The organism is Modestobacter sp. VKM Ac-2983 (assembly GCF_026967885.1).
Taxonomy (GTDB): Bacteria; Actinomycetota; Actinomycetes; order Mycobacteriales; family Geodermatophilaceae; genus Modestobacter.
In genome coordinates this window covers 281,513-300,993 of record NZ_JAPVBK010000001.1, presented here as the reverse complement: position 1 = coordinate 300,993, position 19,481 = coordinate 281,513, and the positions used below count along the sequence as shown (strand labels likewise).

The following is a 19,481-nucleotide window of genomic DNA, read 5'->3' as shown; positions in this document are numbered from 1 at the left end:
CTCCTTCGCAGTGCTCGTCCCGGTGGCGTCCGCCGGACTGTCCGCTCACCGTCGGCCCCCGGAGTGCCCGCTCCGCGACCGGCGCACACCCACCAGCCCGATCGACCCGGCCGCGGTGAGCAGGGCCAGACCGGCGGCGAGCACCACCGGTGAACCGGTCTGCTCGGTCACCGGCGCAGCCCGGGCGGCCACCTCCAGGTCGACCTCGGCGGTCGCCGCGGACTCGCCGCCGACGAACTCGAGCGTGGCCGCGCCCAGCGCGACACCGCGCGGGATCTGGACGACCGCCTCGACGCTGCCGTCGGCCGCCGCGGTGACGGTGCTGAGCAGCTCCCCGTCGCCGGCCAGGCGGACGCCGACCGGCTCTCCGGGCAGGAAGCCGCTGGCCCGCACGGTCACCACCCCGCCCGGCGACACCGACGCCACCGGCGACCAGCTCGTGTCACCGTCCGGACGGGACGGGCCGCCGGACCCGGCGTCGGGCTCCGTCGTGGACGTGCTCGCAGGCTCACCGCTGGAGGTCGTCGGTGCCGACGTGCTGCGGTCCGACACGGTGGGCAGCGGCGGGGACGGGGCCCGGGGCCACGGAGTCGTGCTGGACGGCACGGGGGACGGCGTCGGGCTGGACGCCACGGGAGGGGGCGCCGTGCTGGACCGCTCGGGGGTCGAGGGCTCGGGGGTCCAGGGCTCGGCGGTCGATGGCTCGGCGGTCGAAGGAGGAGAGCTCGACGGAGGTGGCGTCGACGGCACCGGGGTGTCGGTCGGCGTCGGCGGGACCGGCGCGGGCGTCGACGGATCCGGCGTCGGGGTCACCGGGGTGGGCGGCGGCATGACCGCCGCGCAGTCCTCCTCGCTGGGCCGGGTGTAGGTCTGGAAGTGCAGCGGCTGCTCCACCGTCCCGTCCGGGTCCGCGACCGTCACCGACACCTCGACGGTGACGCCCCAGTCGACGTCCTCGCTGATCAGCTCGGCCTGCTGGCCAGGTGCGAGGTCGGCGACGTCCTGCTGCTCGACCCCGTCGAAGACCAGGGCGACCCGGTGCGGCTCGGTGCCGTTGGTGACCTGGACCCGGACCACGCCCGGGCCGCAGCTGGGGCCGTGGGTGACCGTCGCGGCCGGGCGCCGTGGGTCCTCCAGCGCGGCGGCCGGACCAGCTGCGGCGACCCCGGCGACCCCGGCGACCAGGAGCGCACCGAGGGCGAGGCCGGCGGCCAGCGCCGGACGGGCGGCCGGGCGCGTCAGCGGCACGGTGGTCCCCCGTTCTCCAGCGCCCGGCGGACGGCAGCTCTGCGACGTGCAGTCGTCCTGCCCAGCAACTGCCTCCACCATGCCCCGTGGCCCTGACCTGCTGCGGGTTCGCCACACCCGTCACTTCCGTCCCACTGCGTGTCGCCACGGGCGTGTCGACCGTCCAGGACACCTGCTCTCACCGGTGGCGGTCCCGGGGCCAGTGGGGAGACCTCGGTCACTACGGTGGACCGATGACCTCAGCGGCAGGGACCGGGCGGCGGCGGCAGGACGTGGTCTACCGGGCGGGCGTCTACGGCAGGCACCCTCGGGTGCCCACCGTCTACCGGGCGCTGGCCCGGGAGGCGAAGCGCCGGCTGGACGCCCGGGCCTACGGCTACGTCGCCGGCGGCGCCGGCGACGAGGCCACCCAGCGCGCCGACCGGACGGCGTTCGACCACTGGTCGGTGGTGCCCCGGGTGCTGCGCGACGTCAGCCGCCGCGACACCTCGGTCGAGCTGTTCGGACGCCGGCTCCCCGCCCCGGTTCTGCTCGGCCCGGTGGGTGCGCTCGAGCTGGTGCACCCGGAGGGCGACCTCGCCGTCGCCCGCGCCGCGGCGGCGGTCGGGGTGCCGATGGTCTTCTCCAACCAGGCCTCGGTGCCGATGGAGACCACCGCAGCGGCGATGGGCGACAGCCCGCGGTGGATGCAGCTGTACTGGTCGACCTCCGACGAGCTGGTGGAGAGCCTGCTGGGTCGCGCGGAGGCCACCGGCTGCGACGCCGTCGTCGTCACGCTGGACACCACGATGCTCGGCTGGCGCCCGCGCGACCTGGACCTCGGCCACCTGCCGTTCGCGCTGGGCAAGGGCATCGCGCAGTACACCTCCGACCCGGTGTTCCGTCGCCTGGTCGAGGAGCGGGCCGCAGCGGCCGGCGCGCAGAGCGCCCCCCCGCCCGCACCACCGCAGCGGAACCCCCAGCCGCGGCCGAACGCCGCCGCCGTCCGAGCGCTGCTGGGCATGTCGCGCGCCTGGTCGCGCGCCACCGGCATGCCGATGCGCGAGGCGCTGCGTTCGCCCCTCCCCCGGGCGGCCGTGGAGGTGTTCCTCGGCATCTACTCCCGGCCCTCGATCACCTGGGCCGACCTGGCCTGGCTGCGTGAGCGCACCCGGCTGCCGATCGTGCTCAAGGGCGTGCTGCACCCCGACGACGCCCGGCGGGCGGTCGAGGAGGGCGTCGACGGGGTGGTGGTCAGCACCCACGGCGGGCGGCAGGTCGATCGCTCGATCGCCGCGCTGGACGCCCTGCCCGACGTCGTGGACGCCGTCGCCGACCGGGTGCCGGTGCTGTTCGACAGCGGGGTGCGCAGCGGCGCCGACGTGCTGGTGGCCGTCGCCCTGGGCGCCCGGGCGGTGCTGCTGGGGCGGCCCTACGCGTGGGGCCTGGGGGTGGCCGGCGAGGACGGCGTCCGGCAGGTGGTCGAGGACGTGCTCGGCGAGTTCGACCTGACCCTGGGGCTCACCGGGCACACCGCCGTCGACCAGCTCTCCCGGGAGGTCCTGCGTCGCCGTCCCTGACCCACGCCGGGGACGAGATTACCGCCCGGGGTGGTCAGGGCGGCGCGCGCGGGGCACAGTGCGGATCGTGATCGTCTCCCCGCAGCCCGGCGCCCGATGACCGTCCTGCTGGGTCTGGAGGCCGCCGAGCACAGCGGCGGGGACGACGCCGCGCTGCGGCTGGCCGCCGGGCTGGCCGGTGCGGAGGGCTCCCCGGTCGTCGTGACGACGGTCGTGCCGCTGGACCCGCCGCCCGGGACCACCTCCCGACTGGACCACGAGTACCGGCAGTGGCGGGCCGCCCTGACCGCCACCCGCCACGCGGAGGCGCTCACCGCCCTGCGGGAGGCCGGCGTCGAGGACGTCCGCACCGCCGTCGTCCCGGCGTCCTCGGTGCCCGCAGGGCTGGTGGAGGCGGCCCACCGGTACCGGGCGCGGGTCCTGGTGCTCGGCGCCGCGACCGAGGCGCCGGAGGGCCGGTTCGCGGCGGGCTCGGTCGCCGAGCCGCTGCTGCACAGCTCGCCGGTGCCCCTGGCGCTCGCCCCGCGGGCGTGGTCGGCGCCGGCGGAGCCCACCCGGCTCACCTGCACCTGGGCCGACGCAGCCCGCTCCGCCGACGCACTCGCGGCCACCCGAATCCTCGCCGGCCGCTGGGGCGTGCCGATCCGGCTGGCGACCTTCGTTCCCGAACGCGCCGCCCTGCTGCCCTCGGAGACCGGACTGCCGCTGGAGCAGGTGGTCAGCGAGGAGTGGGCCGGTCAGGTGCAGGGCTCGCTGGACGACGTCGTGGCGGACTGGCCCGCGCCCGGCCCCGTCCCGGAGACCGTGCAGGGCCGCGGCGCCGGCTGGGCGGGGGCGGTGGCCGCCGTGACCTGGGTGCCCGGCGACGTGCTGGTCATCGGGTCCTCGCGCCTCGGGCCGGCGGGACGGGTGTTCCTCGGCTCGACGGCGACGAAGATCCTGCGTGCCGCCACCGTGCCGGTACTCGTGGTGCCGCGTGGCGATGGAGGCTCGCCGTCACCCTCTTGACGTTCGATTGTGCCGTGGGTCACAGTTGCTGCGGGCGGGGGAGCCGGCTACGAGTGGCTCTCCACTGCTGGAGAGACCGACCAACGCGGCCAGACCGTCAGGACCGGCCCTCCGCCCACCACACGCCGCCCCGCCATCAGCTGGGTCGGCTCGGCCACCGCTCCGGCTGAGGCGCGGGCTGTGGCTGGGGCACGGGTTCCGGAGCGGGCGCGGGCTTGGGCCTGAGGTGCAGGCCACGGCTCAGCCGCGCGCTCCGGCCTGAGGTACAGGCCACGGCTGGGCCGCAGGCTCCGACTGAGGCGCGGGCTCTGGCGGAGCCTGGAACGCACGGGCTACGGCTCCGGCTCCGGCTCTGGCTCTGGCTGAGGTGCAGCATCCGGAGCGGGCTCCGGCTGAGGGGCAGCCTCCGGCTGGGGCGCAGGCTCCGGGGCGGGCTCCGGCTGGGGCGCAGGCTCCGGCTGGGGCGCAGGCTCCGGCTGGGGCGCAGGCTCCGGCTGGGGCGCAGGCTCCGGCTGAGGGCCAGCCTCCGGCTGGGGCGCAGGCTCCGGGGCGGGCTCCGGCTGAGGGCCAGCCTCCGGCTGAGGCGCCGACTCTGGCCCAGGCGCCGGCTCAGGAGCGGGCTCCGGCTCAGGCACGGGAGCCAGGTCCGGGGTCGGCTCGGGAGCAGGGGTCTGTTCCGGTCCAGGAGAGGGCTCCGGCACGGGTGACGGCTCCGGAGCCGGCTCAGGGCTCGGTTCCGGTGCCGGGCTGGGCACCGGTGCGGGAGCCGGCTCCGGCGTCGGCTCGGGACGGGGTGCAGGGGTGCGCACCGGCGGCGGTGGCGGGGGCGGCGCGTAGTCGGCACCGTTGCTGACGAACATCCTGACCTGACCACCCGGCGGGACGGACCGACCGCCCGACGGGGTCAGGCCGACCACCCGGCCGGCGGGCCGGGAGCCGTCCACGACCACGCGGACGACCTGGAAGCCGCGCTCGGCCAGCAGCCCAGTGCACCCGTCCGCCCAGGCGCCCACGCACCCGCCCGGCACGGTGGCGCGCTCGCTGCGCACGTACTGCGGGTCCGGCGGCGGGAAGGCCGCGACCGGCCGGCCGGTGAGCACCGGCGCCAGGGCGTCGTGCCAGATGGTGGCCGCCTTCCCGCCACCGAACCCGCCGACGTCCTGGTTGCGCACCGGGTCGTAGACCATCACGCTCGCCGCGAACTGCGGGGTGTAGCCGACGAAGGTGACCGAGTAGTTGCCCTGACTGGTCCCCGTCTTGCCGGCGATCTGGTGGCCGGGGACGTGGGCCCGGCGACCGGTCTGCCCCGGGTGGCCCGGCTCGACGTCCTTGCGCAGCGCGTGGTTGAGCGTGTCGGCGATCCCCGGCGCGATCACCTCCGGGGTGCACTGGGGTGCACCGACCAGCGGCTGGCCGTCCGGCCCGGTCAGCGGCTCGCCGGCCCGGTCGAGGACGGCCTCGACGAGCCGCGGCTGGCAGTGCGTGCCGCGGGCGGCGAGGGTGGCGTAGGCGTTGGCCAGGGCAAGCGGGCTGGTCGGCTCGGCGCCGAAGGTGAACGAGCCCCGGTTCTCCGCGATCACCTGGTCGGCGATCGGGTCCAGGCTGGACAACCCCAGCCGCTGGGCCACCCGGACCGGCCCCTCGATGCTGCCCAGGGCGTCCTCGAGGGCGAGGAAGTAGGTGTTCGAGGAGCGGTAGAGGGCCTGCTCCATGTCGAGCCGGCGCGGGTAGTTGCCGGCGTTCTCGACGTCGTAGGGGCCGTCCCCGTCGCGGTACACGCTGGAGACGTAGGGGTCCGGCGTCCGCAGTTCGAAGTCCAGCCCGAAGCCCTGCTCCAGCGCAGCCGCAGCGGTGAACACCTTGTAGGTCGAACCGGCGCCCTGACCGGCGGCGGCCGGGAGGTCGAACGTGGTCTGCGCGGGGTCGGCCGGGTCGAGCCCGTACCGGCGGTTGACCGACATGGCCAGCACCCGGCCGGTGCCGGGCTCGACGTTCACGTAGACGGCGGCGCGCGGGTCCTCCAGCGCCAGGGTCTGCACCACGGCCGCGTCCCCGGCTCGCTGCAGCGCCGGGTCCAGCGTGGTGCGCACGGTCAGCCCACCGGCCTGCAGCTGCTCGCCGGTCAGGCCGTACTGCTCGGCGAGCACCTTCAGCAGGTGTCCGCAGAAGAAGCCGCCGATGGTCGCCTCGGTGCACCCGTTGGGGGCACTGCCCCCGTCGACGACGCCGATCGGCTCGGCCCGGGCGGCGTCAGCGGCGGCCTGGTCGAGCAGGCCGACCTCGGCCATCCGGCGCAGGACGAGGTCCCGGCGCTGCTTCGTCGGCTCCGGAGCGGTCACCGGGTCGTAGTAGGCCGGGCTGCGGACCACCCCGGCCAGCATCGCGGCCTGGGCGGGGGTCAGCTGGTCGGCGGTGGTGGCGAAGTAGCGCTGCGCGGCGGCGGCGACCCCGTAGGCACCGTTCCCGAAGTAGACGGTGTTCAGGTAGCGGGTGAGGATCTCCTCCTTGGTGTACTGCTCCTCCACCGCCAGGGCGATCTGCGCCTCCCGCAGCTTGCGCCCGACGGTGTCGGCCGTGGCCGCGGCCCGGCCGTCGGCGTCCTCGGCCGTCTGCAGCCGCAACTGCTTGACCAGCTGCTGGGTGATCGTCGAGCCGCCCTCGGCGACCTCGCCGGCGGCGATGTTGCGCGCCAGGGCACGCAGCAGCCCGCGGGAGTCCACGCCCGGGTGGTCACGGAACCGGGCGTCCTCGATGGCGATCAGCGCGTCCTTCATCACCGGGGCGATCTGCTCGCCGGTGAGGGGGTGCCGGTTGTGCGTGTAGAACTCGGTGATCAGCGAGCCGTCCGCGGCGAGGACACGCGTGTTCCCGGGCAGCCGGGTGTCGACGGCGGCGGTCTCCAGGGGGCGGAGGAGGGCGGCGCCCCGCTGGGCCAGCGCGCTGGCCCCACCGATCCAGGGTGCGACGACCCCGGCGACCAACCCGCCCGCGAGCACGAGGGCGATCACCAGGCGGAGCAGGACGACACCGCGGCCGCGCCGCCGGGGGGCGACAGGCTCGGCGGCCGGTAAGAGCCAGGGCTGGCCACCCGGGGGCCGACCTCCTCCTCCGGCGATGACCTGCACCTCTTCCTGACGTGCGCAGCCGACTCCTGCCCATCGGCCACGGTGGGTTGTTCTCCACCGTGCTCCGGGATCACCGGTCCATGCACGTCCCGGGCACTTCTCAACGCGATCGTCATGTTCGCCACGCAGCCGCCCGGACGGGGCAGAGCGCCCGAACCGAGCCGTACGGTCGCTGGGGTGACCGCTGCGCAGGAGCTGCTGACCGAACGGGTCCAGGGCGTGCTCGACGTCCCGCTGCACGCCTGGCTCGGCCTGCGGCTGGCCGACCCGGCCGATCCTGCGGCCGGCCTGGTGCTCCCGGTCGGGGCCCCGGCCTTGAACAACGGCGGGGTGCTGCACGGCGGGCTGGTGGCGGCCCTGCTGGACGTCGCCGCCTACGTCCACCTGCTCCCCCACCTCGGGCCGGGCGAGAACGCGGTGACCCACGACGCGACGAGCTCGCTGCTGCGCGCGGTGCAGCCGGGCGCAGAGGTGCGGCTGACCGGCACGCTGCTGCGGCTGGGCCGGTCGGTGGCGTTCCTCCGCGCCGAGGCGAGCGTCGACGGGGCGCTGGTCGCCGCCGGCCAGGTGACCAAGACGGTGCTGCGCCCCCGCTGAGCCGGCTGCACGAACAGCTGGACGACGTCCGTGCTGGTGCTCCGGGCGGTCCTCGCGGCATGGTGGACGCCACGTCGACGCCGACGGACGCGCACCGACCAGGCCCCCGCCACTGCCCCCGCCGGCTCCACCCCGTGACGACGACCGGAGAGACCCACCGATGACCAGCACCCTCGCCGCCACCCCCGGGTTCGCCGCCCGGCTCAAGGAGGCGACCCAGGCCGACCACACCGCGGCGGAGGGTTCCGGGTTCGTCACCGCACTGCTCGCCGGCGAGCTCCCCCGCACCGCCTACGCCGACCTCCTCGGCCAGACCCACGCGGTCTACGCGGTGCTGGAGGAGGCGGCCGAGGCTCAGGCCGACTCCCCCGAGGTGCGTCCGTTCCTGCACCCGGGGCTGGTCCGGCTGCCCGCGCTGGAAGCGGACCTCACCTTCCTGCTGGGGCCGGGGTGGCGGCGCCAGCTGGCGATCCTGCCGGCCACCGAGCGGTACGTGGCCCGGTTGCGGGAGGTGGCCTTCGACTGGCCGGCCGGGCTGGTGGCCCACCACTACCTGCGCTACCTCGGCGACCTGTCCGGCGGGCAGATCATCCGCCGGCTGGTCGGCCGCACCTTCGGCCTGGAGCGGGACGGGCTGCGGTTCTACGTGTTCGACCGGATCCCCAAGCCCAAGCCGTTCAAGGACGCCTACCGGGCCGCGCTCGACGCCGCACCGTGGAGTGCGGCGGAGCAGGACCGGGTGATCGCCGAGGTGTCGCTGGCCTTTCGGCTCAACGCCGACGTCTTCGCCGACCTCGGCGGGCGGCACGGCGGGGTCACCCCGGCCTGAACCACCCCAGAACACACTGCGGCCCCGCACTCGCCAGGAGTGCGGGGCCGTGGTGCTGTCTCAACCAGACGTGCGCCCGAAGGGACTCGAACCCCTAACCTTCTGATCCGTAGTCAGATGCTCTATCCGTTGAGCTACGGGCGCGTGGTGCGTGTTCAGTTGTCGCGCGGAGGCTCCGGGATTTGAACCCGGGATGGGGATTAACCCAAACCGCATTAGCAGTGCGGCGCCATAGACCGGACTAGGCGAAGCCTCCCGGGGACCGGGTTGCCCCGGAACCACCGAGGGGAAAGGCTACCAGCGCGTGTGGGCGGCTCCCAACCGGGGTCGGGAGCCGCCGCCGATCAGGCCGGGACGACGTCCCGCCGCGGCGGGATGGGCAGGTCAGGACGACGTCCGGGCACGAGCGTCACCGCCACGGCCACCGCCGCAGCACCGGTGGCCATCAGCAGGGAACCGGCCACGCCGGCCGAGCTCTCGATCAGCGCACCCCCGACCGCCGCTCCGATCGCCGACGCCCCGAAGGTCACGGTCGACAGCCAGGTGAACGCCTCGGTGACCGCCGACGCGGGCGCGATCGACCCGACGAGCGAGCTCTGCACGGTGAGGGTCGGCGCGATCGCCGTCCCGCCCAGGAAGAGCAGGGCGCCCAGCACCCACGGGTCGGAGATGGCCGCCAGCGGCGCCAGGCCGATCGTCACGCCCAGCAGGCACCAGCGGTACTGGCGGGGCAGCGAGGCGCTGACCACGCGGGCGCCGAACCAGAGGCCACCCCCGGCCGAGCCCAGCGCCCAGACGGCGAGCAGCAGGCCGGACATGCCGGGCGAGCCGGCGTCGTCGGCGAACGCCGGCACCGCCACCTCGAGCCCGCCGACGCCGAACATCAGTGCGGTCCCGCTCAGCAGGATGCGTGGCATGCCCGGCGCGGTCACGGTCGACAGCAGCCGGCGACGCTCCGCGACCACCGGCCGCCAGGCGCGCATCGGCGCACTCGTCGCGACCCCCAGCGCGCCGAGGACGCCGAGCACACCCGCCACGCCGAGGGCCACCGCCGGCCGGGTCAGGAACGTCAGCGCCGCGACCAGCGTGGGGCCGGCGACGAACACCAGCTCGGTGGCGGTCGCGTCCAGCGCGTAGGCCGTGGGGCGGACGCGGGCATCGACCCTCGACCAGAGCGCCCGGACCGTGCCCGAGACGAGCGGAGTGCTGGCACCGACGGCGGCCGCGGCCGCGAACACCCAGGGCAGCGATGCACCACCCAGGACGGCGGCGGCCATGAGCGTCAGCAGCAGCGGGTAGGCCGCCGACTGGGCGAGCAGCACGTGGCGAGGGCTGCGCCGATCGGCCAGCCTGCCCAGCACCGGGGCCATCACCGCGGTGGCGACGCCGTACATGGCGGAGACCCCGCCGGCGATCGCATAGGAGCCGGTCTGCTCCTGCACCATGAGCAGCAGCGCGAGCGGCACCATGGAGGAGGGCAGCCGTCCGGCGAACCCGGCGAGCAGGAGCACCGGGGCGGACGGCAGCCGCCACACGGCGAGGTACGAACGCATGACTGAGCTCACTTCGAGGCGTGCGAGAAGGGAATCTGTAGGTGGTCAGACACTGTTGACCCCCTACAGGTGCCGAAGGCTACGGACCAACGAGTAGGGAGTCAAATGGACTACGACACCTACGGGTCGAACGCCGTCGAACTGGCCATCGACCTGGCCAACGCCGACCGCGACGACCCGGACTGGGTGCAGGTCTTCCTCGACGCCCACCACGAGTGGTTCACCACCGGGACGGCGCTGGAGCTGGGGGCCACCGAGGCCACCGCAGTCGGGCAGACGTCCTCGCTGGTGCGCGACGTCGCCGAGGCCGACAGCGAACCTGAGGTGATGGCCCGGCTGAACGCCCTGCTGGCACTGGCCTCGCCGAAGCCGTACGCCACCGACCACGACGGCGAGCTGCACCTGCACTACGCCCGCCCCGACGCCGGCGTGGTCGAGCAGCTGACCACGACCGTGGCGATGGGCCTGTCCCAGGTGGTGGTGCAACACGGCTGGCAGCGCCTGGGCGTCTGTTCGGCCGAGGGCTGCGGTCACGTCTACGTCGACACCTCGCGCAACGCCAGCCGGCGGTACTGCTCGAACACCTGCGCGAGCCGCTCCACGGTCGCCGCGTACCGCGCCCGCCAGCGCAGCTGAGGGACGACGCCCGGTGCTCCATCCCCGCCACTGGGACGCGACGCTGTTCGAGCGCATCGGCCGACTGCCGACGACGCCGGCCGACCGGTGGCTGCGCCGGCTGACGGTCACGGCAGACCACGGCAAGCTCTGGGCACTGATCGGCGCCGTCCTCGCGCTGCAGCCCGGCCAGCTGCGCCGGGCTGCGCTGCGCGGACTGGGTTCCATGGCCGTGTCGAGCGTGCTGGTGAACGCCGTCGTCAAGCGGGTGTTCCGCCGGGTCCGGCCGGAGTTGGCGACCGTGCAGGTCGAACGGGCCCTGCGGCGGGCGCCGCACACGTCGTCCTTCCCGAGCGGGCACTCCGCGTCGGCGGCGGCCTTCACGACGGGGGTCGCGCTGGAGAGCCCGGTGACCGGGGCGTTGATCGCGCCCCTGGCGCTCGGAGTGGGGTGGTCCCGGGTGCACGTGGGCGTGCACTACCCGGGGGACGTGGTCGCCGGGATGGCGTTCGGCTGGGGGGTCGCGCTGGCCGGTCAGCGCTGGGGACGCACGCGCCGGGAGCAGCCGGCCGGCACGTAGCCGGCGCCCACGGTCGCGGCCGGGCCACCTCCACCGGCCAGCACAGCCGGCGGGCCGCATGCTGCACCTGGTGGTGCTTGTGCTCTGGCTGCACTGGTGCACCAGAGCACAAGCGTCCACAGTTCGACCTTTCGGGCGACGCGGCGAGCCGCTGACCTGCGTACTCTCCTCACGACCTCAGTCGGGTGGAGCAGGGAGGACGGCGCATGCGGCCGGTTCGGGCAGCTGTGGCAGCGGCCGTGGCGATCGCCGTGCTCGGCGCCTGCTCACGAGGAGAATCGGCGAACGAGACCCTGCCCGATGCGGCCCCCTCGTCGAGCGAGACCAGCGAGGCGCTCCCACCCCTTGGCCCACCTGATCTCCCCATGCCCCCCGCAGCCCGCGAACAGACCCCCGCCGGCGCCGAGGTTTTCATCCGCTATTTCATGGACCTTTACAACGCCGCACAGTCGTCGATGGACCCCACTTACTTGGACCAGTTCAGCCAAGACTGCTCACTATGCGACTCGCTAATCGCCAACATTCGCGAAGACAAGGCCGCTGGGTACACGTACGAGGGTGGCGAAGTCATCGTCAGCCGCGCCTCCTTCGGAGAAGTCCGCGACCTCCGAGTTGAAGGTGCGTTCTCCATCAACCAGGCGGCTTTAAACGTCGAAGAGCCAGGTGGATCGCGAATCGACGACCTTAGCGCCCCTGCAGAGTCACTGACCAGCGGAGCCATTCTGACTTGGTCTTCGACCGACAGCACGTGGATCTTGGCACAGTGGGACGTCAACTAGGGACGCTAGCCGCAGCAGTCATTGTTGCGGCTACCTTTCTAACAACGTCTTCGGCAGCCGCTGCACCATGCCGGAACATTGGATGCACCAGCACGGAGCTCACAGGCGGCGCTGTCTCCATATCCGCTGTCGACGTCACCGGACCGACCGATGGGCTCTACATCGCCTCGAACACAACCCCAGGGCCCCTTCTTTACCAGTGGAGATTGCGAACTCCGTGCCAGCTGGATGACCCAGACCTCGGTGGGTGTACTGGCGCGGAGATTGATTGCCCCACCAGTCCAGGGCGTCTCACCAGCGTTTACGTCATCCAAAGGCAACGGCTGGCTCAGGCTGATGGACTTGCAGTCGACGGCGTGTTACCGGAACCCAACAACGCTCCCGGTACGGGTTACGGCCCTTGGGGGACCGTCGCGAACGCCTGTGTCGATGTCACGGATCTGAATCCGGCGCCGTCGCCGGCGGAGGTCTTCCGCTATTTCCAGACCCTCCCGCTCCCCCAGCTGACCACTCGCCAGCAGCCACCGGGCGAGGCGCTGGTCGGCCTGCCGGTCATCTTCTTCACCGACAGCCCGACGACCCAGACCTTCACGGTGGACATCCGCGGGTTCGACGTCCTGATCACCGCCAACGCGGTCAGCTACACCTGGCGCACCGGCGACGGGACGACCCTGACCACCACCGACCCCGGCGCCGCGTACCCCGACCAGACGATCACCCACGAGTACTCCTCGGGCACCTACGCCGCCTCCCTCACCACCACCTGGGGTGCGACCTACTCGGTCGACGGTGGGGTCAGCGCCGACGTCCCCGGGACCACGACCACCGACGGCGCACCGACCACCTTCACCGTCCGGCAGGCCCGCTCGGTGCTCACCAACCCCTACGACTGACGGCCCCCGCGCCGGGAAGGTCGCCAGGCCGACGTCGCAGCCAGGAGCAGCAGGGCGGCGACCGCCTCCCCGCCTTCCTCCAGGCAGGTCGCCACCGCCAGGGCCACCGGAGAGCTCGACGCCGACCTGACCACCGCGGTCACCTGGTCCAGGCCCAGCACCGCGACCGCGCAACCGGTCAACGCCAGGGTCACCGGGGTCGCGCCGTGCACCGCCCAGCGCCGTCCGGCCCGCCACAGCAGCGGAAGACCGACCGCCGACAGCAGCACGCCCACGACCAGCGTGGTGAACCTGCCACCGCTCTGCTCCACCACCGAGGAGGCGCTGGCCGCCTTCGCCGTCCCCAGCGCGACGCCGAGGCCCAGGACCGCCGCCCACCACCACCGCACCCGCGCCGCCGACCCGGCGACGGCGAGCGCGGCCGTCAACCCGACCGCGAGGAACACCGCGGCCGTGAACAGCCGGGGCAGCGCCCACGGAGCGTCCAGCGCCAAGAGCCGGGACCACCCGGCGGCCGGGCACCGGTCGACCGCACAGCGCACCTCGACCAGCAGCCCGGCGGCGAACAGCAGCGCCCCGACCGCCGCCGGCCCCAGCACCCAGCGGGCCGGGTGAGGGGGTGCGTCTGGAGGTGACGGATGCGGTCCCGGCACCTCTCCCGTCACAGCGCCATCCTCCCGACCCACCCGTCCCGTCCCGGCGACCGACAGGCGCCGTCCGTGCGCGATCCCCCAACGACGATCCCCGAGCTTGGTCAGGTTCTGCCGTGCGGACACCGGCCCGACCACGGGCTCCGCCCAGTACGAAGTACCTGTGATCGTCGCTGTCGTCGCCCTGTCGTGGGCCGCCGTGTCCGGAGTCGTCGCACTCGTCATCGGCGGGTGCGTCCGCATGGCCGATGAGCGTGCCCCGTTCACCGACCACCTGGTGGGCCTGCCCGCCGACCTGACGGTCGCCGACCTCCTCGGCGCGCGCAGCCCGGTGCCCAGCCGCTGACCCCGGCTCCTCCTGCAGCGACCACTCGCCCGGCGGTGATCGCCACTTCTCACTACGGTTCCGATGCAGCGGTTTCCCCGGCCTCGACCAGGGCACCGCACCGCTGACGTCACCGATGGGAAGAGGTCACAGATGTTGGTCCGCCGGATCGCCCGGCCGATGCTCGCCGCCACGTTCATCTACGGGGGGATCAACACCCTCCGGAACCCGCAGTCGCGCGTGCCCGGTGCAGCACCGATCGTCGAACAGATCACCGAGATCGCTGACAAGCAGCTCCCCGTCGAGGTCCCTCGCGACGTCGAGCAGTGGGTCAAGATCAACGCCGGCGTGCACGTGGGTGCCGGCTCGCTGCTGGCCCTCGGCCGGTTCCCGCGCTTCTCGGCCCTCGCGCTGGCCACCTCGCTGGTGCCCACCACGCTGGCCGGCCACCGCTTCTGGGAGCACGAGGACCCCAAGGAGCGCTTCGGGCAGACCAGCAACTTCGTCAAGAACGTCGGCATCATGGGCGGCCTGCTCATCGCCGCCGTCGACACCGAGGGCAAGCCGTCGGTGGGCTGGCGCGCCAAGCGCACCGCCGGTGTCGCCGCCGCCGCTGCGGAGGCCAGCTACACGAAGGCCTCGAAGCGCGCCGCCAAGGCACAGAAGCGGGCCACCAAGCAGGCGAAGAAGCTCACGCACTGAGCTGACCTCATGAGCACGGCACTGACACCCGCGGGCGCGCTCCGGAGGATCGCCTTCCTCCTGGAACGCGCCCGCGAGCCGTCGTACCGGGTGCAGGCCTTCCGGACGGCGGCCACCGTCGTCGCCGCCCTGGACGACGCGGAACTCGACCGGCGGGTCGCGACGAAGACGCTCACCGACCTCAAGGGCATCGGCGACAAGACCGCGGCCGTCGTCGTCGAGGCGCACCGGGGTGAGCTCCCGGCCTACCTGGCCACGCTCGAGGCGGCCCACGCCGAGCTGACCCCGCTGGCCGACGACGCCGCGGCGCTGCGGGCCGCGCTCAAGGGCGACCTGCACGCCCACTCCGACTGGTCCGACGGCGGCAGCCCCATCCGGGACATGGCCGAGGCGGCGGTCGGCATCGGCCACGAGTACCTCGCCCTCACCGACCACTCCCCGCGGCTCACCGTCGCCAACGGGCTCACCCCCGAGCGGCTGGAACAACAGCTGGACGTGGTCGCCGCGCTCAACGAGGAGCTGGTGCCCTTCCGCATCCTCACCGGCATCGAGTGCGACATCCTCGCCGACGGGTCCCTGGACCAGACCGACGAACTGCTGGGTCGGCTGGACGTCGTCGTCGCGAGCGTGCACTCCGAGCTGCGCGCACCCCGCGCCCAGATGACCGAGCGGATGCTGGCCGCGGTCGCCAACCCGCACACCGACGTCCTCGGGCACGTCACCGGGCGGCTGGTCATCGGCCGCAGGCAGCGCAACGGCACCCAGCGACCCCGGCCGGAGAGCGAGTTCGACGCCGACGCCGTCTTCCGCGCCTGCGTCGAGCACGGGACGGCGGTGGAGATCAACTCCCGGCCCGAGCGCCTCGACCCGCCCCGGCGGCTGCTCAGCCGCGCCGTGGAGCTGGGCTGCGACTTCGCCATCGACACCGACGCGCACGCCCCCGGCCAGCTGGACTGGCAGGACGCCGGTTGTGCCCGGGCGGTGGAGTGCGGCGTACCGGCCGACCGCGTGATCAACACCGGCTCAGCGGCGGAGCTGCTGGCCCGCACGAACGGCTGAGCGCGGCGGCAGCCGCCACATCGAGCCCAGCAGCACGTCCAGCGCAGGGTCGAAGCGGTCGAGCCCGCCGCCGGGGTAGGGGGTGAGCTCACCGAACCAGACCCGGCCGCCGACGTCGTACAGGTCGACCCGGACGAAGTCGAACGGCGCCCCCAGCGCCTCGGCCACCTCGGTCATCCGCGCCAGCGAGGCAGGCGGTGGGGTCACCGGACCGGGGGCGACCGCCTCGTCGACGTCGACCGGCGTCCAGTCCGGGGTGTACAGCCGCCGCCGGTGCGCACCGAACCGCCCGGTGTCCACCTGGATCAGGCGCAGCCGACCGTCGAAGACGAACAACTTGTGGTCGGCCGGCACCTCCTCGGCCGAGCCGAGGAACTCCTCGACCAGCAGCAGCCGCCGCGCCCGGCGGTAGACCCACTCGCCGCGGTCCCGGTACAGCGGCTCGTCCAGCCACCCCGCGGTGACCCGGTGCAGCTGGTCGACGTCCGGGCGCCCGGTGCCCAGGTGCACGCGCATGGTGCCGTGGTTCGGCTTGAGCACCCAGCGTTCGGGCAGGTCCACCTCGGCGAGGGCGGCGACGTCCACCCCCGCCCACAGCACCCGGGGGACGCTCAGGCCCGGGAGCGTCGCGGTGGCGAACTGCCGCATCGCCAGCTTGTCGCCCAGCTGCCCGATGAGCGGCCGCCGGTCGTGCACCACCCGCCAGTTCACCTTCTCGGTGAACGTCTGCGGCGGGCGGGCCGGGCGGCGCCCGTGGGCCTGCCGGTACAGCACGGCGCGCTTGGCCGGCAGCGGCAGCCGGCGGACGACGGCCGGGGACACCCGCTGCACTCCCCACCCGGCTGCCACGGCCGGGAGTCTGGCGCAGCGGCCACCGCGCCGGGCTCCTAGGGTCGAGCGGTGACCACGTCTGGGGCCCCACGCTGAGCTCGACGCCCTTCCCCGATCTGACCACCGGCGTCGGTTTCGTCGCCAAGGACCCGTGGCACCCGGCCGTCCGGCGGGAGCACATGATCGCCACCGAGCTGGCCCGTCGCGGGGTACCGACCCGGTTCGTCCAGGCGCCGGCCGACTGGCGGCGGGTGCGCAGCGACCCCGGCAACTGGTGGCGGCACCTGCCGGCCGGCAGGTTCGCCGAGGTGGCACCGGGGATCACCGTCTCCGAGCGCTCGACGGTGCTGCCCGGGCTGCGGGGGCCGGTGGCCGAGCGGGTCGACGCCGCGCTGCTGGGCCGCTTCCTGCGCCGCTCCTCCTGGGGTGTGGCCCTGACGGTGTTCATGCTGCCCTGGGAGTGGCGGGCGGCCCGCTCGATCGGCGGCCGGGTGGTGTTCGACTGCACCGACGACTGGGCCCGGCTGCTCCCCCAGGCCCGCGGCCTCCCCGACCAGCTCCGCCGGATCGCCGACGAGGCCGACGAGGTGATCGTGGTGAACCAGGTGCTCGCCGACCTGTTCCCGGGCCGCATCCCGATCGTCGTCCCCAACGGCACGGATGCGGCACTGCTGGAAGCGCCCCGGTCGGTCGAGCGGCGGGCGCGGCACGCGGTCTACGTCGGGAGCGTCGCCGAGCGGTTCGACGTCGACCTGGTCCGCGCGGTGCTCACCCTGCTGCCGGAGTGGACGCTGACCGTCCACGGGCAGCTGGTCTTCCCGCTGCGCGCGAGCGCCGCGGCCGAGCGCTTCCTGGCGCTGGAACAGGAGACCGGTGGCCGGTTCCGGTACGCCGGGCCGATCGCCCGCGCGGAGCTGCCCGCGGTGCTCGACGCCGCGGCCGTCGCCCTGCTCCCCGACGTGGCCGACCGGGCGCTGGGCCAGTCGTCGATGAAGACCTACGACTACTGCGCCCGGGGCGTCCCGGTGGTGGCGAGCGCCGGCCACCTGGAGCACTCCAGCGACGCACCGCCGCACAGCTACGTCGTCGACGGCGCGGCGGAGATGGCCGCGGCGATGGTGGCGGCCGCCGACGAGCCGGTGAACTGGGCCGCCGAGCGGGCGCACTGGGCCGCCGAACGCACCTGGGACCGGCGGACGGATGCCTGGCTGGACGCCGCGCTCGGCGCCCGGCTGCCCGATGTGACGGGTGTGCACCCGTCATGAACTCGCAACGGACGCCGACCGTGTGTCGCCGTCCCCGCACCACAGCCGCGCCCTAGCTTTCTGCCATGACGCGTACTGCACACGCTCCGGTCGCCGGTCCCGCTGACTCCGCTCTCGCGCTCGCCGACTCCCTCCAGTCCGGGTTCGCCGCCCAGCGGGCCGCCGACGAGCGCACCGCGCGCGACCCAGCCGGGCCTGACCCCCGCTGACCTCACCCGCCGCTGCGTCCGGCCGACCGGGCGCAGCGGCGGTGACCGGGCCCGGACGCGGACCACGCTCGGTGACCGCCCGCCCGTCGACCACCCGTCCGGGCGCCTCCTCGGGGTGACGCAGTTCATCTGCTGTTGGTGCCCGGGCTCTTCCGTGGCGGGCCGAGGGGCTCCACACTCGCCCTGTGCGCTTCCTCGCATCGCCGCCGCCCGCGCCTGTCGCCGTGCTGCGTTCGGTGCTCCGCCCGGCCCGCCGGCGGCCGTTGCCGGTGCACCTGCACCACTACCGCCGCACCGGGGACGACCCGTTCAGCGGCGCCTCCCTCTACGCCTGCCGCTGCGGGGTCGTCCGCGCCGGCATGTGACGTCCGGACCCGGCCGGGTCCGGGCCGGTGACCCGGCGCTTGCCAGACTCCGTGCATGGCACAGACGCGGGCCCGACTGACCGACACCGAGCTCGCCGCGCTCGCGCGGTACGGCTTCGACCTCGTGCCCGGCGCGCCCGCCGTGCCCCCGGCCGCCGAGCTGGAGGACGCCGAGGGCGTGCTGGTCGCCACCCGGGACGACCGTGGGCTGACCGTCCGGGAGATCCCGCGCTGGCGGGCGCCGTCCGCCGTCCGTGCCGAGCTGGCACGGCGGGGCTGGCCGGCGCCGCAGGCCTGGGTCGGCGGACCTCCGGCAGAGAGCACGGACCTGCCCGACCGGTTGCTGGTGCTGATCCCGGCGGCCGGCACCTCGCCCGATTCGGCCGCGCTGTCGCGGGCGTCGGCGGCCTGGGCGCCGTGGGCCGAGGGGCGTGAGCTCGTCGTCGTCCCCGTGCCGGTGACCGCCGCGGCACCGGAGGCCGCCTGGGCCGAGGTCGCCGCCGCCTACGGCGCGCAGCTGCTGGGCGACCGGACGGACCCGGCGCCGCTGCACACCGGCGGCCGGGTGGTCATGTTCACCGGGCTCTCCGGCGCCGGGAAGTCGACGATCGCCGGGCGCCTGGTGGAGCTGCTCATGGAGGCCGGCCGGACGGTGACCTTGCTGGACGGCGACGTGGTGCGCACCCACCTGTCGGCCGGGCTCGGCTTCTCCCAGGCCGACCGGGACACCAACGTGCGCCGGATCGGCTGGGTGGCCGCGCAGATCGCCAAGCACGGCGGGCTGGCGGTGTGCGCACCGATCGCGCCCTACGCGGCCACCCGCGCCGACGCCCGCCGGCTGGTGGAGGAGCAGGCCGGGCCGGGCTCGTTCGTGCTGGTCCACGTCGCCACCCCGCTGGCCGAGTGCGAGGCGCGCGACCGCAAGGGGCTCTACGCCAAGGCGCGGCGCGGGGAGATCACCGGCTTCACGGGGATCAGCGACCCCTACGAGGAGCCGACGGACGCCGAGCTGACCATCGACACCCGTGATCTCACCCCCGACGCGAGCGCCCGGATGGTGGTCGCACACCTGACCGACTCCCGTCGGGGTGGACAGAACTCGCTGTGACCGTCCACGTCGCCGGGGACCGAGTGCACCCCGCCCTCCGGCTGGTGCTCGGCGACCGCGTGCACCTCCGCGTCCAACCAGCGCCACAGCGAGTTCTCAGGCACAGAGAGTGAGAAAACCTCGGAGTGTCTGCTCCGTTCACCCATACGCGTGACGCTCAGCTCTGGCACGGGCTGACTGC

The 19,481-nt window shown here is 74.3% G+C and carries 20 protein-coding genes and 2 tRNA genes; 15 read left to right on the top strand and 7 right to left on the bottom strand.

The annotated features are described in order from the left end of the window. Nucleotides 1-45 precede the first annotated feature (45 nt). Nucleotides 46-1,248: a hypothetical protein gene (locus tag O2W18_RS01345; RefSeq protein WP_269185789.1), complete on the bottom strand. Its 1,203-nt coding sequence runs from the start codon at nucleotides 1,246-1,248 to the stop codon at nucleotides 46-48. A gap of 233 nt (nucleotides 1,249-1,481) precedes the next feature. On the opposite strand from O2W18_RS01345, the gene O2W18_RS01340 reads away from it, so the two are divergent. Both O2W18_RS01340 and O2W18_RS01335 read left to right on the top strand, forming a co-directional pair. Further along, nucleotides 1,482-2,807 (top strand): alpha-hydroxy-acid oxidizing protein, encoded by a 1,326-nt coding sequence (locus O2W18_RS01340; protein ID WP_269185788.1) that lies wholly within the window; start codon nucleotides 1,482-1,484, stop codon nucleotides 2,805-2,807. Between the two features lie 96 nt (nucleotides 2,808-2,903). After that, nucleotides 2,904-3,815 carry a universal stress protein gene (locus O2W18_RS01335; RefSeq protein ID WP_269185787.1) on the top strand — a complete coding sequence of 304 codons (912 nt, stop codon included), beginning with the start codon at nucleotides 2,904-2,906 and terminating at the stop codon, nucleotides 3,813-3,815. A gap of 332 nt (nucleotides 3,816-4,147) precedes the next feature. On the opposite strand, the gene O2W18_RS01330 is transcribed toward O2W18_RS01335, so the two are convergent. Beyond that, nucleotides 4,148-6,823, bottom strand: a complete 2,676-nt coding sequence (locus O2W18_RS01330; protein WP_269185786.1) for a penicillin-binding protein — start codon at nucleotides 6,821-6,823, stop codon at nucleotides 4,148-4,150. Nucleotides 6,824-7,117: 294 nt separating this feature from the next. Here O2W18_RS01330 and O2W18_RS01325 point away from each other — a divergent pair, with 294 nt between their 5' ends. Then, complete coding sequence (locus O2W18_RS01325; protein ID WP_269185785.1) at nucleotides 7,118-7,537, top strand: PaaI family thioesterase; 420 nt, start codon at nucleotides 7,118-7,120, stop codon at nucleotides 7,535-7,537. Between the two features lie 160 nt (nucleotides 7,538-7,697). Further along, nucleotides 7,698-8,366, top strand: a complete 669-nt coding sequence (locus tag O2W18_RS01320) for a biliverdin-producing heme oxygenase (RefSeq protein ID WP_269185784.1) — start codon at nucleotides 7,698-7,700, stop codon at nucleotides 8,364-8,366. 71 nt (nucleotides 8,367-8,437) lie between these two features. Here O2W18_RS01320 and O2W18_RS01315 read toward each other — a convergent pair. From O2W18_RS01315 to O2W18_RS01305, 3 genes are all read right to left on the bottom strand, one after another. Continuing rightward, a tRNA-Arg gene (locus tag O2W18_RS01315) sits at nucleotides 8,438-8,510 on the bottom strand. A gap of 23 nt (nucleotides 8,511-8,533) precedes the next feature. Then, nucleotides 8,534-8,622: transfer RNA gene (locus O2W18_RS01310), tRNA-Ser, on the bottom strand. Nucleotides 8,623-8,710: 88 nt separating this feature from the next. Beyond that, nucleotides 8,711-9,919 carry an MFS transporter gene (locus tag O2W18_RS01305; RefSeq protein WP_269185783.1) on the bottom strand — a complete coding sequence of 403 codons (1,209 nt, stop codon included), beginning with the start codon at nucleotides 9,917-9,919 and terminating at the stop codon, nucleotides 8,711-8,713. Between the two features lie 105 nt (nucleotides 9,920-10,024). Between O2W18_RS01305 and O2W18_RS01300 the strand changes: the two genes are divergently transcribed. The 4 genes from O2W18_RS01300 to O2W18_RS01285 all read left to right on the top strand — a co-directional run bounded on the left by O2W18_RS01300 (nucleotide 10,025) and on the right by O2W18_RS01285 (nucleotide 12,786). Next, nucleotides 10,025-10,555, top strand: a complete 531-nt coding sequence (locus O2W18_RS01300) for a CGNR zinc finger domain-containing protein (RefSeq protein WP_269185782.1) — start codon at nucleotides 10,025-10,027, stop codon at nucleotides 10,553-10,555. Between the two features lie 13 nt (nucleotides 10,556-10,568). Then, the gene (locus O2W18_RS01295; protein WP_269185781.1) at nucleotides 10,569-11,114 is read left to right on the top strand and encodes a phosphatase PAP2 family protein; all 546 of its coding nucleotides are present in this window, start codon (nucleotides 10,569-10,571) and stop codon (nucleotides 11,112-11,114) included. A gap of 239 nt (nucleotides 11,115-11,353) precedes the next feature. Then, nucleotides 11,354-11,893 (top strand): DUF6318 family protein, encoded by a 540-nt coding sequence (locus tag O2W18_RS01290; protein ID WP_269185780.1) that lies wholly within the window; start codon nucleotides 11,354-11,356, stop codon nucleotides 11,891-11,893. Between the two features lie 356 nt (nucleotides 11,894-12,249). Continuing rightward, the gene (locus O2W18_RS01285; protein WP_269185779.1) at nucleotides 12,250-12,786 is read left to right on the top strand and encodes a hypothetical protein; all 537 of its coding nucleotides are present in this window, start codon (nucleotides 12,250-12,252) and stop codon (nucleotides 12,784-12,786) included. Here O2W18_RS01285 and O2W18_RS01280 read toward each other — a convergent pair. Continuing rightward, nucleotides 12,777-13,385 (bottom strand): hypothetical protein, encoded by a 609-nt coding sequence (locus tag O2W18_RS01280; RefSeq protein ID WP_269185778.1) that lies wholly within the window; start codon nucleotides 13,383-13,385, stop codon nucleotides 12,777-12,779. The genes O2W18_RS01285 and O2W18_RS01280 overlap by 10 nt on opposite strands. 214 nt (nucleotides 13,386-13,599) lie before the next feature. Between O2W18_RS01280 and O2W18_RS01275 the strand changes: the two genes are divergently transcribed. From O2W18_RS01275 to O2W18_RS01265, 3 genes are all read left to right on the top strand, one after another. Continuing rightward, complete coding sequence (locus O2W18_RS01275) at nucleotides 13,600-13,782, top strand: hypothetical protein (RefSeq protein WP_269185777.1); 183 nt, start codon at nucleotides 13,600-13,602, stop codon at nucleotides 13,780-13,782. 132 nt (nucleotides 13,783-13,914) lie between these two features. Next, nucleotides 13,915-14,463 (top strand): DoxX family protein, encoded by a 549-nt coding sequence (locus O2W18_RS01270; protein WP_269185776.1) that lies wholly within the window; start codon nucleotides 13,915-13,917, stop codon nucleotides 14,461-14,463. Between the two features lie 9 nt (nucleotides 14,464-14,472). Further along, nucleotides 14,473-15,522 (top strand): PHP domain-containing protein, encoded by a 1,050-nt coding sequence (locus O2W18_RS01265; protein WP_269185775.1) that lies wholly within the window; start codon nucleotides 14,473-14,475, stop codon nucleotides 15,520-15,522. Here the strand turns inward: O2W18_RS01265 and O2W18_RS01260 are convergent. Beyond that, complete coding sequence (locus O2W18_RS01260; protein ID WP_269185774.1) at nucleotides 15,487-16,371, bottom strand: ATP-grasp fold amidoligase family protein; 885 nt, start codon at nucleotides 16,369-16,371, stop codon at nucleotides 15,487-15,489. The two genes, O2W18_RS01265 and O2W18_RS01260, sit on opposite strands and share 36 nt — an antisense overlap. A gap of 161 nt (nucleotides 16,372-16,532) precedes the next feature. On the opposite strand from O2W18_RS01260, the gene O2W18_RS01255 reads away from it, so the two are divergent. The 4 genes from O2W18_RS01255 to cysC all read left to right on the top strand — a co-directional run bounded on the left by O2W18_RS01255 (nucleotide 16,533) and on the right by cysC (nucleotide 19,300). Next, complete coding sequence (locus tag O2W18_RS01255; RefSeq protein WP_269185773.1) at nucleotides 16,533-17,618, top strand: glycosyltransferase; 1,086 nt, start codon at nucleotides 16,533-16,535, stop codon at nucleotides 17,616-17,618. A 65-nt stretch (nucleotides 17,619-17,683) separates the two neighbouring features. After that, nucleotides 17,684-17,827 carry a hypothetical protein gene (locus tag O2W18_RS01250; RefSeq protein WP_269185772.1) on the top strand — a complete coding sequence of 48 codons (144 nt, stop codon included), beginning with the start codon at nucleotides 17,684-17,686 and terminating at the stop codon, nucleotides 17,825-17,827. Nucleotides 17,828-18,012: 185 nt separating this feature from the next. Next, a complete protein-coding gene (locus O2W18_RS01245) occupies nucleotides 18,013-18,192 on the top strand; it encodes a hypothetical protein (protein ID WP_269185771.1) in 180 nt (59 codons plus the stop codon). Nucleotides 18,193-18,247: 55 nt separating this feature from the next. Beyond that, on the top strand, nucleotides 18,248-19,300 hold the full coding sequence (gene cysC, locus O2W18_RS01240; protein ID WP_269185770.1) for an adenylyl-sulfate kinase: 1,053 nt from the start codon (nucleotides 18,248-18,250) through the stop codon (nucleotides 19,298-19,300). The last annotated feature ends 181 nt before the right edge of the window (nucleotides 19,301-19,481 follow it).